At 30.7% G+C, this 16,619-nt stretch carries 18 protein-coding genes and 1 other RNA gene; 7 read left to right on the top strand and 12 right to left on the bottom strand.

Annotated features, from left to right (window positions below; translation table 11 throughout):
* Window positions 1–51: 51 nt before the first annotated feature.
* The 4 genes from lnsA (at window position 52) to J3R86_RS03560 (ending at window position 1,946) form a co-directional block, all read left to right on the top strand.
* Entirely contained in the window at window positions 52–597 is a 546-nt protein-coding gene (lnsA, locus tag J3R86_RS03575; RefSeq protein WP_207518509.1) for a lipoprotein N-acylation protein LnsA, read from the top strand.
* 78 nt (window positions 598–675) lie between these two features.
* Complete coding sequence (locus J3R86_RS03570) at window positions 676–960, top strand: hypothetical protein (RefSeq protein WP_207518085.1); 285 nt, start codon at window positions 676–678, stop codon at window positions 958–960.
* Window positions 961–1,026: 66 nt separating this feature from the next.
* Complete coding sequence (locus J3R86_RS03565; protein ID WP_207518084.1) at window positions 1,027–1,251, top strand: hypothetical protein; 225 nt, start codon at window positions 1,027–1,029, stop codon at window positions 1,249–1,251.
* A gap of 467 nt (window positions 1,252–1,718) precedes the next feature.
* Window positions 1,719–1,946 (top strand): hypothetical protein, encoded by a 228-nt coding sequence (locus J3R86_RS03560; RefSeq protein WP_207518083.1) that lies wholly within the window; start codon window positions 1,719–1,721, stop codon window positions 1,944–1,946.
* A 159-nt stretch (window positions 1,947–2,105) separates the two neighbouring features.
* Here J3R86_RS03560 and J3R86_RS03555 read toward each other — a convergent pair whose 3' ends face one another.
* The 3 genes from J3R86_RS03555 to J3R86_RS03545 form a co-directional block, all read right to left on the bottom strand.
* On the bottom strand, window positions 2,106–2,306 hold the full coding sequence (locus J3R86_RS03555; RefSeq protein WP_002461971.1) for a cold-shock protein: 201 nt from the start codon (window positions 2,304–2,306) through the stop codon (window positions 2,106–2,108).
* A gap of 304 nt (window positions 2,307–2,610) precedes the next feature.
* Window positions 2,611–2,925, bottom strand: a complete 315-nt coding sequence (locus J3R86_RS03550) for a DUF4440 domain-containing protein (RefSeq protein ID WP_207518082.1) — start codon at window positions 2,923–2,925, stop codon at window positions 2,611–2,613.
* Between the two features lie 433 nt (window positions 2,926–3,358).
* Window positions 3,359–3,523: a hypothetical protein gene (locus J3R86_RS03545; RefSeq protein ID WP_207518081.1), complete on the bottom strand. Its 165-nt coding sequence runs from the start codon at window positions 3,521–3,523 to the stop codon at window positions 3,359–3,361.
* Window positions 3,524–4,198: 675 nt separating this feature from the next.
* Here J3R86_RS03545 and J3R86_RS03540 point away from each other — a divergent pair.
* Window positions 4,199–4,819, top strand: a complete 621-nt coding sequence (locus J3R86_RS03540; RefSeq protein ID WP_207518080.1) for a DUF5067 domain-containing protein — start codon at window positions 4,199–4,201, stop codon at window positions 4,817–4,819.
* A gap of 79 nt (window positions 4,820–4,898) precedes the next feature.
* Here the strand turns inward: J3R86_RS03540 and J3R86_RS03535 are convergent, their stop codons facing one another.
* The 3 genes from J3R86_RS03535 to J3R86_RS03525 form a co-directional block, all read right to left on the bottom strand.
* On the bottom strand, window positions 4,899–5,093 hold the full coding sequence (locus J3R86_RS03535) for a hypothetical protein (RefSeq protein ID WP_207518079.1): 195 nt from the start codon (window positions 5,091–5,093) through the stop codon (window positions 4,899–4,901).
* A 57-nt stretch (window positions 5,094–5,150) separates the two neighbouring features.
* Window positions 5,151–5,312: a hypothetical protein gene (locus J3R86_RS03530; RefSeq protein WP_207518078.1), complete on the bottom strand. Its 162-nt coding sequence runs from the start codon at window positions 5,310–5,312 to the stop codon at window positions 5,151–5,153.
* A 140-nt stretch (window positions 5,313–5,452) separates the two neighbouring features.
* Window positions 5,453–7,108, bottom strand: a complete 1,656-nt coding sequence (locus J3R86_RS03525) for an IS1182 family transposase (RefSeq protein WP_207517263.1) — start codon at window positions 7,106–7,108, stop codon at window positions 5,453–5,455.
* A gap of 186 nt (window positions 7,109–7,294) precedes the next feature.
* Here J3R86_RS03525 and istA point away from each other — a divergent pair, with 186 nt between their 5' ends.
* Both istA and istB read left to right on the top strand, forming a co-directional pair.
* Window positions 7,295–8,581, top strand: a complete 1,287-nt coding sequence (istA, locus tag J3R86_RS03520) for an IS21 family transposase (protein ID WP_207516747.1) — start codon at window positions 7,295–7,297, stop codon at window positions 8,579–8,581.
* Window positions 8,574–9,338, top strand: coding sequence for an IS21-like element helper ATPase IstB (istB, locus tag J3R86_RS03515; RefSeq protein WP_207516745.1), 765 nt, complete (start codon window positions 8,574–8,576; stop codon window positions 9,336–9,338). The genes istA and istB overlap by 8 nt, the downstream gene beginning before the upstream one ends.
* 952 nt (window positions 9,339–10,290) lie before the next feature.
* On the opposite strand, the gene ltrA is transcribed toward istB, so the two are convergent.
* The 6 genes from ltrA to secG form a co-directional block, all read right to left on the bottom strand.
* Window positions 10,291–11,577: a group II intron reverse transcriptase/maturase gene (ltrA, locus tag J3R86_RS03510; RefSeq protein WP_207518488.1), complete on the bottom strand. Its 1,287-nt coding sequence runs from the start codon at window positions 11,575–11,577 to the stop codon at window positions 10,291–10,293.
* 540 nt (window positions 11,578–12,117) lie between these two features.
* Window positions 12,118–12,479: a transfer-messenger RNA gene (ssrA, locus tag J3R86_RS03505) on the bottom strand.
* Between the two features lie 97 nt (window positions 12,480–12,576).
* Window positions 12,577–13,041: an SsrA-binding protein SmpB gene (gene smpB / locus J3R86_RS03500; RefSeq protein ID WP_002461960.1), complete on the bottom strand. Its 465-nt coding sequence runs from the start codon at window positions 13,039–13,041 to the stop codon at window positions 12,577–12,579.
* Between the two features lie 21 nt (window positions 13,042–13,062).
* Complete coding sequence (gene rnr / locus J3R86_RS03495; protein ID WP_207518077.1) at window positions 13,063–15,441, bottom strand: ribonuclease R; 2,379 nt, start codon at window positions 15,439–15,441, stop codon at window positions 13,063–13,065.
* A gap of 32 nt (window positions 15,442–15,473) precedes the next feature.
* Window positions 15,474–16,214, bottom strand: coding sequence for an alpha/beta hydrolase (locus tag J3R86_RS03490; protein WP_207518076.1), 741 nt, complete (start codon window positions 16,212–16,214; stop codon window positions 15,474–15,476).
* Window positions 16,215–16,375: 161 nt separating this feature from the next.
* Window positions 16,376–16,609, bottom strand: a complete 234-nt coding sequence (secG, locus tag J3R86_RS03485) for a preprotein translocase subunit SecG (protein WP_207518075.1) — start codon at window positions 16,607–16,609, stop codon at window positions 16,376–16,378.
* Window positions 16,610–16,619 lie beyond the last annotated feature (10 nt).

Genomic DNA, 16,619 nt, shown 5'->3' with positions numbered 1-16,619 from the left:
TTAGTGAGGAGAAGACGTTTGAAGTTATTAAAACTTTTTTTAGTTATATTAATGTTATTATGTAGTTTACCTTTTATTATTAATCAAACCGTCATGTCTGCTGACAAAAGTATCGATACTAGTCATGATGATTTCAAATTGCAACCTGGCGACATTATTATTACTAAAGGTCCAGTGCTATATGGTTTCTTTGGTCATAGCAGTATTGCTATAGATAATAAAAATATTTTGCAAATTGAAGGTCCTGGTGATAAACCAATGACGCAGTCTTTTGATTCATTTAAATATATCTATGCTTCTGGGAAAAATGATTGGATGAAAGTCTATCGTTGTACAAAACCTGGAGCCGGCCAAAAAGCTGCAACATGGGTTAAAGATAATTATGAAAATACAGATCATCGCTATTTAGTTACTTTAAATTTGAATAGCAAAAATTTTACATATTGTACAAAAATTATTTATCAAGCCTATAAATTTGGTGTTAGTAAAGATGCTGTCAAAAGTCATAGTTTATACATCATTTCACCTTATGCTATCACAGATAATTTCACTAAGGACTATAAGTTAAAATTAGTTAAAAGCTACAATAACAACTAATTTGTGACAAAGGTTTGTTTCATGAGCATAAATGGGTATAGCTAGAGTAATTGTATTCATACTAGGAGGATGTTAATTTTGAATCATTTAACTCAAGAACAAAAATATACGATAGCTAAATTTTATAAATTGTATATGGAGCGCTCAAATGAAGGACAAAGTGAAGAACAGGCTAACTTTTTTGATGATGCTCAAACAGCACATGATCAATTCTTTTGCGACCGAAACTTTGATGATTTCGTTTATAATTGCAAAATATTAATCAATCATGGTTATTTAACAGGTGACCTTAAAAATGATAATATTAACAATATTAAAGTGACTACTAAAACATTCACTGAAATAGAACAAAGTTTTAGTTAAATTATAGTTTCGACACTTAAATTATCAGTCATTTATTGTTAAAAATGACATCTAGGAGAATCAATTATGGCAGAATGGCACATTAATAACCAATCATCTAAACAACTTGTGATACAACAAAATGAACAACAACTTTCTATTGTTCAGCCTTTATCAAACGGTAGTTATAAAATATTAGCTGATATTATAATAGATAATCATCAAGTTGTAATCAATGATACGTCTTTGTATGTATCAGCAGATTTTAAACAATTGGAATTGAACATTTTCGATACTCATGATGCAACATAAAGGCGTTAGTCTTTATATTAGCACCCTATTAAATTTTAAATAATTGAATCGCAACTTATTGTGTTATGAACAATTTCTAAAGTTAATAAATAATTTTTACTAAAATTATAGCACAGCACCATATTTTAAATTATTAATTAAGTAGCAACAACAAATATGATATGTTATTCTATTAGTGTTAGACATTTGTAAGTGTTTAACATTACTTCTTGTTGTCGCCAGTCAGACTTTAATTTTCGTCATTATTAAAGTCTGATATTGGCGATTTTTTTATTTAGGCAATTTTACATGCTCATTTTAAAAATCAAAATGACACTCTGGAATGATTTTTATTCAATTAGGCACAATTCAGCTTACTTTTAAAAAATAACTTAAAATAATATAACAATGATAAGTCATGTTGCTGTTGTCTCAAAGTCTCTTTAGACTGACTTATTATTATTTTAAATTGAAAGGTTGTGACTATGATGAATAACAATCAATTTACTGAAGTGGAAATTGCACAAATGACACAGTTTCTAAATTCAAAAAATAGGCACGTTTGTTGTTATAAACCAAATATAGCCATTAACAAAGCGAAATTTGCAATACCTAGTTTTGAACATAACGAAAAAACGTTACCAGCATTTGCTGTCACATGTCATCATTGTGGACAAACAAATTTATATAGTGTTGACGTTTTTAGCAAAGCTTAACCGTATATCGTTTTATATATTTTTATTACTATTTCAATCATATAAAAAGGAGTAGAGTTTGTATCAATTAATGCCATTGATATAAGCCCCACTCCTTATTTTTGCGTATTTTGACTATAAAAAAAGAGCCCTCTAGTGAGAGCTCTGTTATAATTAAAATTACATTTTAACTACGTTTGCTGCTTGTTCGCCACGGTCGCCTTCAACGATGTCGAATTCAACTTTTTGGCCTTCTTCTAATGATTTGTATCCATCTTCAGCGATTGCTGAGAAATGTACGAATACGTCGTTACCATCTTCTCTTTCGATGAAACCAAAACCTTTTTCTGCATTAAACCATTTAACTGTACCGTTATTCATATCGAATACCTCCGTCGTGCTTTTGCACTAAATATTTGTAACAAATTCATAAATGAAAAGGAGATATATTCAATAAATAACTCACAATTTTCTTCACGCTCTTTATTACTTAATTACTATTATACACGTATATTAATAAAAGTAAAGGATTAATTTAATTTCATTAATAATTCATATTATGATATTTAGTTATTTTACATTTTAATGCGATATGTAAGTTTTCCAATTGTAAAATAATCTAAATTTTTTTGTTAGAAAAAAATATTTAATCGTGCTATATGACATTATTGTTTAGTGTTATTAACTATTGTCCCTTGATGAAAAATAACTTCCATTCATCAGATTCCAATTTCCAAATAGAACTTCGTCTAGTCAATTCGTTATTATCTATATTATTTAAAAGATAGATACAATGTAAGGTATCTTCTGTTAAATTTATTTGATCAAATTGTTCAATTTTATAATTAAAAGCAGGAATAGCTCCTTTGTTAGTCAATTCATCTTTTGTATATATTTTTCCAGATTTACCTATCTCTTTAAAATCTTTATGCAGAATGTTTAAATATTTGTTGCTTCTTCTATTATTAGCATTTAAATGATAATGTTCTAACTTGATCAATATTAACACCTTCTTATTTAGCAATTAACCTCTTAATGTTTTTCCATATGAATACTTTTAGTATGATAACCTAACTGACATATAGTTAACTTGTCCTTGATTAACTTATGATAGAACTTGCTGATAAATATAAAGACACCATGTACACTTATACTTAAAATTGTGGAATGATTTATATTTAAAGTACTAAAGATACTTGGTTGAATAATAAGTAAACAAGGAGATAAGCAAGTACCTTTGTTGAACTAAAAATCGATACATCTTATCATTACCGATTTTTATTACTAAATTTTTGTTTAATATCTTTAATTAAATCACTACTCCCTAACCAATTTGACACAGTTGACATCATAAAGGTAATTATTCTTCCAACTAATTCCATATCATCCACCTACTATTTATATTCAAGTTTTTACAAACTTTAAAAATGATTCTAATAAAAGCGTTGTAAGATAGTCATCACTAGGGTTAATATACAAGCAATTAGCATAATATTTTTAGTTTTATCATTATTCTTATTACCTAATTTATATTCTCTAAATACAAATATCCACGATATGATAACAAGTAGACCTAAAATTATAGCGAATAACTTCATATAATCACCTCCATAATCCTTGGTTAGTTATATTACATTATTTCAAATCAATAACATACGATTTTCACATCATTTAATTGTAATTACTGCTAAAAAGTTTTGAAATATTTCAATAGATATATTAACAATAGTAAGAAATGTAAGTTTTATATTTTTTTAGTATATTATAATTAAAATAATAAATTCTAGCTTAGGATGTGTTAATCATGAAAAGCAATGAGATTAGGTTTCCTTATATGAAATTACTCCTCGATATTATAGGTATTTGTGCTAGTATAGGATTGCTAATAATTCTAGTTCTAAATATAGATTACACTTTTTAAGACAATGGTAGTTCAGAATTTAATATCACTATCTCTGGGACTAACTTTATTATTTTTACATGTTTACTTTTAATATCAATATTTTGTGCATGTTCTTCTTATATTTTAAAAAAGGTTAAAATTAAATAACCTTGATGAAATTAACTAGTCTATAGTTATGATTTTATCTATTAATTATGAATTTAATAATGTCGTATGGATGATACAACTTTATATATCAATACAAAAAATTGATCAAAGTATATTCCAAATTCCCCTTCATATGTATATAATATTTATCATATAAAATAATTACTTATTTTATAATAAAATTAGTTGTTATTTTATAGATAAATTTAAAGGAGAATGAAGAATGAAAAAAGCCTTAATTATTTTATTTGGAAGTTTATTGTTATTAAGTGCTTGTAACAACAAAGAGAACGATAGCACCGATTCCTCAAAAAGTTCTGACACTACGAAATCTACAGATACTTCAAAATCATCTAAAGTTGATGATAATAAAGTACAATTTAAAAATGATACTTTAGTTCTTAAGAAAGCAGTTCTTAAAATTAAAAATGTCTTTTTAGTCAATGATAAAGATTCTAAAAACAAACATAAATTATTAGCATTTGAATATGAAGTAAAAAGCAAAGCTAATGATAAGGCTATTACAGCTACGAATGTATGGATAGCATCATTAAATGCAACTCAAGATAGTAAAGATACAGTTAATAATTTAGAACTAGGTTCAACACCAAGCACTGGAAAATTTGAAAGTTGGCGAACACATAGTCACGATGCTATTAAAAAAGGTGGTACTGCCAAAGGTATAATCACCTATCAACTTCAGAATGATAAAGAAGTTACACTTACCGCAACACAAGGTATAGTTGGCAAAAAACTAGGCAGTAAAAAGATTGATATATCCAAATTAAAAACAGTAGATTATTCTATATCAGACGATATCCAAAAAGAAACGAATAATAACTAATTAAAAAATTCGGTTGATGACATAATAGTAATGTCTCAACCGAATTTTTATATGTGCTTATATTTATTTAGATTCGAACTTAAAATATAAATGATATCGCTAATATAACAATTGAAATCACAAGAGTAGCAATTCCAAGTGGAGTGTAGTTGCTTACCATTTTTTCATATTCTTTATCAGATGCATTACTTTTTCTTAAATTTCTAATTTTAAGCAAGAGATAGAGTGTTTCACCTAATGAAACGACTAATATGATAGATAATAAAGTAACCATACATTCTTCCTTTCTTGTTAATGGTTAATCTCTAATCTTGAATCTGTTATTTTTTACTTAATCTTCATCATTATTTTCTTTATTCAAGACACCTATAGTATAACCTAGACCTGAACCTAACATTGTTCCAAATGGAAATCCCAGAATAAATGTGCACAGTGCAGTAAAACCTATTATAGTTAATATTGTATGAACATAATATTTCTTTTGTTTATTCATAAGAATAGCCCCTTTGAAAATAATAATAATTTATATTTCTATTTTAACATAAATAATATAAATTATAATTTTATATCGGATATATAAATTCTATTTTCATTACATCATAAGTTATTTCTTAGTAAAAAGGGTCTGGGACATTAAGTTCTAGGTTTAAGTAAAAAAAAGACAATTTCTATTGAAAATTGATAGAAATTGTCTTTTTCGTTTTTAATTTTGAAATATACAGCTCGTTGAGCTGCTATTTTCCTTATGTTAACTGCCATTAGCACAAATCCAAGTTCACGTTTAACCTTATCGAGCCCTCGAACCGACATTCTAGTGAACCCCAAAATAGCCTTCATGAATCCAAAAACAGGTTCTACGTCAATTTTTCTTTGACTATAGATTTTTTTCGTCTCTGGCTCAGAAAGCTTTTGATTAATTTGAGATTTAAAATACTCCCAATTATAATTTTTCATTATTTTTTTATTTGTTTTTGACTTGGATTTCATACATTGATGTTTGAGTGGACAGTCCGAACAATCATCACATTCATATAATTTAAAGTCTCTTTTAAATCCATATTTATCGTTACGGTAAGCATATCGTTTAAAACCTAATCGTTTTTGATTTGGACAAATAAATTCATCGTTAATTTCATCATAATCCCAATTCTGAGTATTAAAAATGTCACTTTTAAATTTTTTAGTTTTATCTTTAATAAACATTCCATACGTAATTAAAGGTGTTCTATTAAAATCATCTATGATAGACATATAATTTTGTTCACTACCATAACCAGCATCAGCGACGATATACTCAGGTAAATAACCGTAGGTTTCGTTAATCAAAGTTAAAAATGGTATTAAAGTTCTAGTATCTGTTGGATTTTGGTAGACATTATATGATAAAACAAATTGTGAATTTGTCGCTATTTGTAAATTGTATCCTGGTTTAAGTTGTCCATTTTTCATATGATCTTCTTTCATTCTCATAAAGGTAGCATCATGATCTGTTTTAGAATAACTATTGCGGTCTTGAAGAATTGCTTTTTGCTCTTTATATTTCATTTTTCGTTCAGAATAATCATCAAATTTCTTTTTAACTTTTTTAATTTCTGTTCTTTTTTTACGAATTTGCTTTCTTAGTTCTGGTTGTGTTTCATTGTCAATTTGTTGATTTAAATCTTCGATTTCTTTATCCAAATGGCTACCGATTAAATCAACATCTTCTTTTGATAAATCAGTATCTTTATCTTCTATAATCTCTGGTATAATTTTGTCTTTTACCAATTCTTGATAGATTATTTTTGAATTTTCGTTCATATCTGATTCATAGTTTAAAATACTTTTCTTCCATACGAATGTATATCGATTGGCATCAGCTTCTACTTTGGTTCCATCGATAAAAATAGCTTGATCATCAATAAGGTTTTGTTTTAGACACTGACTATGAAATTGGATAAATAAAGATTCGATTAAAGCATCCGTTTTAGGATTAACTCTGAAACGATTAATTGTCTTATACGAAGGTGATTGGTTTTGAGATAACCACATCATACGAAGACTATCATTGAGCAGTCTTTCAATTTTTCTTCCAGAATATACAGATTGTGTATAGGCATATAGAATAATTTTCAACATCATTCTTGGATGGTAAGAAGTCGCACCACGGTAATGTTTGAATTCATCGAATTCTTTATCTGGTATACTTTCAACAATGTCATTAACGTATCTTGAAATATCATTTTGAGGAATTTTTACTGAAGTTTCCATTGGTAGTGTAAGTTGAGTCATGTTATAATCTTTATACATAAGACACCTCGTTAATTTAGTTTATTGGTATTTATTAAATTATACGAAAGTGTCTTATTTTTTTGAAGTATTTACATGTAAAATTACATAAAAACTGGAAATGATAATTTAATAATGTACACTTTTGACTGTTTAAGTATGTACAATCTGTAAAATTTAGAGATAATTTTATTGAGGTGAATAACAATGAAATTATCTTTAGATATAAATACAGATTATGAAGTTACAACTCTTTCAGATTTACCAAAATTAAAAATTGTTATGGAGAGCTTAAACATGAAAATTAATAAAAGTGAAATCGCAAGACAAATGAATGTAGATCGAAGAACAATAGATAAATATTTAAATGGCTTTAAACCTTCGGTTAATCGAAAAAAACAATCTAAAATTGATCCCTATTATGATTTAATAAAAGAATTGTTGTCTGAAGAATGTGAACAGAAATTCTTTTATAAACGCGTGTTATGGCAATACCTTAAAGATAATCATGGTCTAAATTGTGCGTATTCCACATTTAGAACATATATAAGAAAACATGATTTATTCAATAATTATTTTAAAAAAGGACGACAAAAGTCAACGCCTGTTGGAACAACTAGATTTGAAACAAAACCAGGTTGCCAAGCTCAATTTGATTGGAAGGAAGATATAAGATTTAAAACGAAGGATCATCAAGAGGTATCTTTAAATATTGGTGTTTTACTCCTGTCATATTCACGCTTCAAAATTATGCAAGTTACGATGAGTAAATCATTAGATGTATTACTTAATTTAATGGTTCAAGCTTTTGAATCTATTGAAGGTGTTCCAGAGGAACTTGTTACAGATAATATGAAAACAGTGATGAGTCAACCTAGGACTGAAACGTTTAGTGGACAAGTTAATCCTAAATTCAAACAATTCGCTGATGATTTTAATTTTAAAGTGAAGCCGTGTATAGCTGGTCGTCCTAGAACGAAAGGTAAAGTTGAATCCATTATGAAAATATTAGATGAAATTCATGCCTATCAAGGACAATTATACTTACATGAAATTCCACAATTTATTGACGAATTAAATGATCGTTTGAATTACTCAGTGCATAATGGGACAGGAAAAATACCAATTATTGAAGTAAAAAAAGAAAAGAGCTTCTTACAGCCATTACCCAATGTCCATGTAAGAAACTCATATAAAGTAGAACATAAATATTTGAAAGTCAATCGTTCGAATATGATTACATATCGCTCCAATCAGTACTCAGTTCCTGCTGAATACTATGGAAAAACGGTTGAAGTTCAAGTTTATGATCAACGTTTGTTTGTTTATTATAACACCAAATTAATCGTTGAGCATCCTATTACCCATCATAAATTAAATTATCAGCAACAACACTATTTAGAAACGCTAGCTGTCTCCTATGGAGACCATGATGATATTAATCAGCTGGCCTTAGATAATTTAAAAACGATAGGAGAGATGTATGATGAATAATATTACTAACTACCAACGTTTAAAAGATAATCTGTCATATCTAAAAATGAATCAAATGATTACTCATTTAGATGAAGTGATAGATTTTAGTATCACTAACGATTTATCATTTATTGATACTTTAATTAAATTGAGTGATTATGAAATCGCAGTTAAAGAAAAGAATATGATTGAATCAATGGTTAAGGTAGCAGCATTCCCTTTTAAAAAGGAACTGTGCGACTTTGACTTTTCATTCCAACCTAACGTCAATAAACAAGAAATCGTAGATTTTACTCATTTACGATTTATAGAAAACCATCAGAATATTGTCTTTTTAGGTCCAAGTGGTGTAGGTAAAACCCATTTAGCTACATCAATTGGTATGTCAGCAGCGAAAAAAAGAGTAAGTACGTATTTCATTAAATGTCATGATTTAATACAAAATTTGAAAAAATCTCAATTAGAGAATCGGTTAGAAAATAGACTCAAGCACTATAGTAAATATAAATTACTAATTATTGATGAAATAGGCTATTTACCTATTGATAGTGAAGATGCCAAACTCTTTTTCCAACTGATTGATTTAAGATATGAGAAGAAAAGTACCATTTTTACTACAAATATTAATTTCAATTTATGGAATGAAATATTTGAAGACCCTAAAATAGCTAATGCCATTTTAGATCGCATATTACATCACTCAAATGTCATAAAAATAACTGGGAAGTCTTATCGGTTAAAAGACCATTTTGTGAAAGTTGAAAAGACAGAATGACATTTTTGTACATTCTTAAACAATCATTTTTGTACATTCTTTTATTGACATTTACAATAAAAACGAAGTATTGTAGTGAAGACTCCTGAGGGAGCAGTGCTAGTCGAAGACTACAGGCTGAGACAGCACCCTAGGAACGCGAAACTACAATACGGAGTATTGAACATAAAATAGCACAAAGACGATTTAAAAATAAAATCATCTTTGTGCTATTATTTTTGGGATTTATGTCCCAGGCTCGAAATATAATTATATGTTTAGTCATCTTATACTATTAATTTATTTTTTAATGTTGGATATTTATTTAAAATAAGATAGATATATCGCTATTACAACCCATATTAATGCAAATAATGCGTGTAATATCAAGTTAATCGATATTTGTTTTCTACTTAAATTCTTACCGTTATTCATACGTCTATAATTAAAATTATAAATAAGAGTACAAATAATTGAATATATCACTATAAATAACAAAGCTAAAAACATAGCCGCATAAATATTCATATAAACAAACCTTTTCTATTAATAATTAATTTTATTTTAACATATAAGTAGAATTTGATTAGATATGTTTAGCATAGAACATAATTCTAAAGTTTCCTAAAAGTCATGTCATAATATGAAGATCAAACATGTTACTAACTATAATACGGTAACTTACCTTAATAGAAACATGAACAAACTAAATATAAATATTTATTACTTCCTCAATGCACTTTAACACTCTGTATATTTCCTTAATAATCTGGAAAAAAGACTGCAATGTAATCAATACCTAAATAATCATTATAGGTAATAAATATATAAATCAAAACACTTAAATAAGCCCCTATTTCCTACACTTCGGCTGTAACCCCCGCTACACCAACTCAAATCGAGTAGGAGGATAACCATTATTTGATTATCCGTCCTCTCACACCACCGAGCGTACGGTTCCGTACTCGGCGGTTCAATATCTTGCGTAAGCCGTCTCTGCGAGTTGGGTTAATGGTTCTAACCCCCACTTGTAGAGACGTTTTGTTGTAAGTGCACGATGAACTTCATGCGTTGATGATAAGCGCCAGTATTTCTTTCTTGAATTGGCAATTTTCATTGCACTCTTATGGTCAAGTCCATACTTACGTAACATCTTATATTTGGTTTTTATTCTTTTCCATCTTTTGAGGATTAGTTGTCTAATGCGTCGGTTTAACCATGATTGTAACTTCGTTACAAAACCTGTAATAAATCCTTTACCAAAGTAATTTATCCACCCTCGTGTTACTTGATTAATTTCTGATATAATCTCTTTAAAGGTACCTGGTCTATTTCGTTTCGTTAGACGTCTTAAGGTGCGTTTTAAATTTCTTCTTGCTTCCATAGTCGGTCTGAAACGATAAGTGCCATTTACTTTGGTCATTAGACAACTCAAGAACTTTAAACGTGTGATAGAACCTACCTTGCTCTTTTCACTATTTACAATAAGTTTAAGGTCTTTTTCGATAAACTTTGTCACACTTTCCATGACACGTTGACCCGCTCGTTTTGTACGTACAAAGATGACGAAGTCATCTGCATAACGAACAAAGCGATGACCACGTTTCTCCAATTCATTATCTAATTCGTGAAGATAAATATTACAAAGTAACGGGGAAATAACACCACCTTGCGGTGCACCTATTTCTCTACTTCGATAATTACCATTGAGGTCGATTGCACCAACCTGTAGGCTTCTACGAATAAATTTAGAAATGGCTTTATCTTGAACATGTCGTTCAAATAGATACATTAATTTATCATGGTTCAACATATCAAAGCACTGTTTTAAATCACAATCAACTGCAACTAAGTAACCTTCTTCATAGTATGTTGCACATTCTTTAAGTGCAGTTCCTGTACTACGATTCGGTCTAAAGCCATGACTGTGTTTTGAGAAAGTACGGTCGATACTAGGTTCAATGACTTGTTTAATGGCTTGTTGGATAACTCTGTCTCTTGCGACAGGGATTCCAAGCACGCGCTTTTTCCCATTTGATTTAGGTATTTCAACCTTTCTTACTGCTTGTGGCTTATACGTGCCATCAAGCAGTTTTTGTTTAATTTGTGGAAAGTATTTTGCGAAATGTGATGTTAATTCACTTACTCGCATGCCATCGATGCCAGGTGCACCGTTGTTTTTCTTCACTTTCTTAATTGCTTTTTGTATATTATTCTCTCTTACAACAAGCTCCATCATAGATGGAGACTCACGATACATTTCTTTCATTTCACCTAAGATTTACTGTACGCACTCATATATCCTTTTTCGTTCCACTACTTATCTTTCTATGAGTTGCCAATCATTAATTGTATTCTGTACGTTGTAAATCTCTAACCTCCATTCTTTACTTTGTATGAATATTGTTCAGTCCTTCAGTATTTCTACCTACTATGACCTCTGCTGACTTCTCATCATTCGTTATTACTACGATTTTTTTTATCGCTGATGAGACCTCCCCGGGTAAGAGTAACCACTTTCCACTCATTCCACTGCATCATTTACTATATAGAACTCGGGTAGTATCGGACTTTATCTTGTATTGCAGATTCATCCATTCCACATAGCCTTGTATGATATTTCTGTTCGTCAGTGCGAGTGTTTGCGTCCGACTTCCTTCAGATTCCATTTCACAATGGACACCCTTGTCTTTCGCTAACAGTTCCTACTACCAAGCCTGTAACGGACTTTCACCGTCTAGTAATTACCCATGCCGGGCGCACAACAAAAAGCTCACAACCGCAATGGCTGTGAGCTATACAATGGAGACGGCGGGATTCGAACCCGCGTCCAGAGGTCCTGATACACATCTTTCTACGTGTGTAGTTTATCTATAAGTTTCGCATCATGACAGGTGATAAACAACCAACATGATACTAGTTTGATTAAGTTTCATCTAAACAGACTTCAAACGGCAGTGTTTAGCATATCCTATTAAGGTTGAATCGCGTTAACAGCACATAGGAAATGCTGTTAGGCGATGCAGAGTGCTATTAGGCAGCTACTGCGAAATTATTGTTTGATTTGCCAGTTATTATAAACTGTGTGTGTTGATGACGAAGACAACCCTCCGACACGCTTAATGAGCTCGGGGGACCCCTGTCGAATCCAAAAACGCCCCCGTAATAAAACATCAAACGATAATAATTTCTCTAATCATGCTTCTAACAAAGCAAGTATAACTATATCAAATATAGCCCTATTAAGCAACTAGGTCGCTTAATAACGGGCTTTCATATCACGTGCCATATCACGTTTGACAGCTTTTTCTTTCAAGGCCTGACGTTTGTCATATTTCTTCTTACCTCTAGCGACACCTAATAACACTTTACAATGTCCATGCTTTAAATATAACTTCAACGGAACAATTGAATAGCCAACTTCACGTGTCTCTTCGCCAAGCTTGAGTATCTCTCTTTTATGCAATAACAATTTTCTAGAACGAAGAGGATCGTGATTAAAACGATTGCCCTCTTCATACGGTGCTATATGCATATTATTTAAATAAATTTCACCATTTTTTACTTGGGCATAGCTATCTTTAAGGTTGGCACTACCACGTCGTATGGATTTAATCTCAGTACCTTGTAGCACAATACCCGCTTCAATCGTATCTTCAATATTATAATCATGTCTTGCTTTACGATTTTCAGCTAACGTACCTGGTGATTTCTTTTTAGCCATATATAGTCACCTCTTAGTTGCTTATTTTTTCTTCTTTCGTGCTTTCTTTTTAACACTTTTAGCTTTATAAAATGGTTTGTGATTATCTTTGCCTTGTTTGTCTTTATGACGTTGATTTTTACCTTTACGTTGTTTACCTTTAGCTTGACGACCTTTGCCTTTATCACCAGATTTTTCTTTATCTAGAGACTTACCACGTGTCTTAGCTTGAATGGTTTTACCACGTGCTGGTCGTTCTGAGCGATTATTCTTAGGTAATGGCATACCAACGATTTGGAAATCAATTTGTCGTTCATCTACGTCTACATGCGTTACTTTTACTTTGACAGTATCACCAATACGAAAGACTTTAGCTTGTCTTTCGCCAATTAACGCCATTTGTCGTTCATCGAAATGGTAATAATCGTCTGTCATATTAGACATATGGACCATACCTTCAATGGTATTAGGTAATTCAATAAACATACCAAAATTGGCTACAGAACTCACTATACCTTCAAATTCATCACCAATATGTTGAACCATATATTCAGCTTTTTTAAGCTCATCTGTATCACGTTCAGCTTCAATTGCACGACGTTCGCGTTTAGATGTATGTTCTGCTAGTTCAGGTAACTTTTCTTCCCAATGATGTAACGACTTGTCATCCATTGATTTGTCAATTAAATATTTACGTATTAAACGATGTACTGTTAAATCAGGATAACGTCTAATTGGAGACGTGAAATGTGTATAATATTCAGCTGATAAACCAAAATGTCCTAAGTTTACATCATCATAATGCGCTTGTTGCATAGAACGTAACATCATCGTTGAAATAACCATTTGTTCAGGTCGACCTTCAACTTCTTCTTGAATTTTTTGTAAAGTAGATGGATGAATGTCTTCACCAGTACCTTTAACCATTACACCAAAATTAGTAATAAAATCAAAGAATTGTCTTAGACGTTCAGATTTAGGTTGTTCATGGACACGATAAATAAATGGTACATCTAGTTTACTAAAATGTTCAGCGACTATTTCATTAGCAATAAGCATAAAGGATTCAATCAGTCTTTCACCTTCACCACGCTGGCGTACTTGAACATCAGTTGGGATACCTTCATGGTTAACAAGCACTTTTGCTTCACTAATATCAAAATCAATTTCACCACGACGTCTTCTCATATGAACTAGACGTTGTGATAACTCTTGTGCTAAATCCAACATTGGTGTGATTTCTTTATATTGCTCTCGTACTTTAGGATCTTGTTCCGTAATAATTTGATTAACAGCATCATAAGTCATACGATAATCCGAATGAATGACACTATCAAAAATGTCATGATTCACTACATCGCCACGTTCATTAATTTCCATACGGCAACTAAGTGTTAAACGATCGACATTAGGATTTAATGAACAAATACCATTACTTAATCGATGTGGAATCATTGGAATAACACGGTCAACTAAGTAAACACTTGTAGCTCTATCATATGCTTCTTTATCCAATGCTGAATCTTCTGTGACATAATAACTGACATCAGCAATACTAACAGTTAATTGCGTATTACCATTCGCTAATTTCTTAACACTAATCGCATCGTCTAAATCTTTAGCATCTGCACCATCGATAGTAATTGTTAATTCATCACGTAAATCATGTCTGCCTGTTATTTCATCAGCTGTTATGTCATCTGGAACTGCTTCAGCTTCTTTGAGGACATTATCAGGGAATTCTATGTCGATACCATGTTGATAAATAATAGATAAAATATCAACACCTGGATCGTTTTTATGTCCTAAAATTGCAGAAACATGTCCTTCTGGATTATCTGTACCATCTGCATATTTAGTAATTTGTACTAATACTTTATGTCCATCTACTGCACCTAAACTTTGGCCTTTAGGAATAAAGATATCTTGCATGATACGTTTGTCATCAGGAATAACAAAGCCAAAATGTCGTGCTTCACTATACGTACCAACGACTTGCGTTACAGAATGCTTTTCAATGGATTTAACTTCACCTTCTATTTTCCCTTTATGTTCACCTTTAGAATTATGAACTTCAACAATGACAGTGTCTCCATCCATGGCTCTATTGATTTTAGTAGGTGGTATAAAAATATCTTCCATATCATCGTCTTCAGGTCTTAAAAATGCAAAGCCTTTTTTATTTTGACTAAGTGTACCTTTAACCAATTTAGATGCAGCTTTACCTGATTGTTTACGCTGATATCTATCTGTTTTAGTACGTTCTATTAAACCTGTTTGTTCTAGTTCAACTAGCACCTTAATTAAATCTCTAAATGAGTCAGCACTACTTAAACCTAAGGCATCTTGAAAATCTGACACAGACATGGGTTGATAATCTGGTTTGTTAATTATGTCTTCTATTGATTGCTTTAAATTCATTATGCCCCTCCTTTCTTATTGCTCTAATTTTTTTATTTTGACCAATCTAATGATTCTAAAAATTGATAAATGTCTTCAAATACCTGTTCTTTTTCTTTATCAATAGTAATGACATGACCTGAATTGGCATACCATTTTATTGATTTATCATCAGAATCGACATGTTCATATATATAATTTGCGGATTGTGGATCAATCATATCGTCTTGTTCTGCTTGCACTACAAAAATAGGATCAAGTACTTCATCAACATGTTCTTTAATGTCATTAAGTGTATTGCTTAATTCTTTTAATGTTTCAGTTGGTTTGAAATGTTCCATTTCTTGATCGATTGTTTGTTGATCTTTACCTTCATATTTTTTGAAATTGCGCGCATATTCTAGAAAACCTTCATAAATTGCACCTTCAGTTTTACCACCCATTGGTGCACACATCGTTACAATACCCTTTACATCACGATTTAAGCTTAATTTTAAAGCAAAATCTCCGCCTAATGATAAACCTGCGACTACAATGTCTTCGTATCCTTGATTTACTAAGTAATCATAGCCATCAAGTGCATCCTTAAACCACACGAATGGGCTTGATTGTAATATTTCTTCAGGTGGTGCAGCATGACCTTCATATTGTGGTGCATATGACGTGTAACCTTTCTTCTGTAAAAAGCGACCTAATTGTCTAACATCTGATGAGTTCCCTGTAAAACCATGCAATAATAATACTGCACGAGGTCCTTCTTCAAAAAAGAATGGCTTAGGTAATTTAATTTGCATGATTGATTGCTCCTTCTATTACATCTATTTAAATACGTTTTATATTATTTATCATTGAAAACTGTCTAATTCAACATTAATGATTAATTGACTTCTTATTAATATAACAAGTTAACATTGTCTATTATAAACAAAAAAGCCCGACATTCATATCGTCGGACTTACATACCAAGATAACTTACGCAAATCATAAGTACAAAAAATAAAATTGATAAAATAATTGTTAATCTATTTAAGAATAAATCGACGCCACGTTGTTTTTGTTTACCGAATAACTGTTCTGCGCCACCACTGATAGCACCTGAAAGTCCATTACTTTTACCTTCTTGGAGTAAGACTACAGTTATTAATGCAATACAATCAATGATTAATAATGTGATGATAAATGTATGCATAAATTGTCCT

The sequence above is a fragment of the Staphylococcus simiae genome (genome assembly GCF_017357005.1).
Lineage (GTDB): Bacteria > Bacillota > Bacilli > Staphylococcales > Staphylococcaceae > Staphylococcus > Staphylococcus simiae_A.
Note: the sequence above shows the minus strand (reverse complement) of the source record. Positions and strands in the feature narration are given on the sequence as shown.

Excerpts from the sequence above, each read along its gene's own strand:
- J3R86_RS03560 (WP_207518083.1), top strand. The coding sequence starts at position 1,719 with ATGAATAACAATCAATTTACTGAAGTGGAAATTGCACAAATGACACAG.
- smpB (WP_002461960.1), bottom strand. The coding sequence starts at position 13,041 with ATGGCTAAAAAGAAATCACCAGGTACGTTAGCTGAAAATCGTAAAGCA.
- istA (WP_207516747.1), top strand. The coding sequence starts at position 7,295 with ATGAAATTATCTTTAGATATAAATACAGATTATGAAGTTACAACTCTT.
- secG (WP_207518075.1), bottom strand. The coding sequence starts at position 16,609 with ATGCATACATTTATCATCACATTATTAATCATTGATTGTATTGCATTA.
- J3R86_RS03555 (WP_002461971.1), bottom strand. The coding sequence starts at position 2,306 with ATGAATAACGGTACAGTTAAATGGTTTAATGCAGAAAAAGGTTTTGGT.
- lnsA (WP_207518509.1), top strand. The coding sequence starts at position 52 with ATGTTATTATGTAGTTTACCTTTTATTATTAATCAAACCGTCATGTCT.
- ltrA (WP_207518488.1), bottom strand. The coding sequence starts at position 11,577 with ATGTATCGTGAGTCTCCATCTATGATGGAGCTTGTTGTAAGAGAGAAT.
- J3R86_RS03490 (WP_207518076.1), bottom strand. The coding sequence starts at position 16,214 with ATGCAAATTAAATTACCTAAGCCATTCTTTTTTGAAGAAGGACCTCGT.
- J3R86_RS03540 (WP_207518080.1), top strand. The coding sequence starts at position 4,199 with ATGAAAAAAGCCTTAATTATTTTATTTGGAAGTTTATTGTTATTAAGT.
- rnr (WP_207518077.1), bottom strand. The coding sequence starts at position 15,441 with ATGAATTTAAAGCAATCAATAGAAGACATAATTAACAAACCAGATTAT.
- J3R86_RS03530 (WP_207518078.1), bottom strand. The coding sequence starts at position 5,312 with ATGAATAAACAAAAGAAATATTATGTTCATACAATATTAACTATAATA.
- J3R86_RS03525 (WP_207517263.1), bottom strand. The coding sequence starts at position 7,108 with ATGTATAAAGATTATAACATGACTCAACTTACACTACCAATGGAAACT.
- J3R86_RS03535 (WP_207518079.1), bottom strand. The coding sequence starts at position 5,093 with ATGGTTACTTTATTATCTATCATATTAGTCGTTTCATTAGGTGAAACA.
- J3R86_RS03545 (WP_207518081.1), bottom strand. The coding sequence starts at position 3,523 with ATGAAGTTATTCGCTATAATTTTAGGTCTACTTGTTATCATATCGTGG.
- istB (WP_207516745.1), top strand. The coding sequence starts at position 8,574 with ATGAATAATATTACTAACTACCAACGTTTAAAAGATAATCTGTCATAT.
- J3R86_RS03565 (WP_207518084.1), top strand. The coding sequence starts at position 1,027 with ATGGCAGAATGGCACATTAATAACCAATCATCTAAACAACTTGTGATA.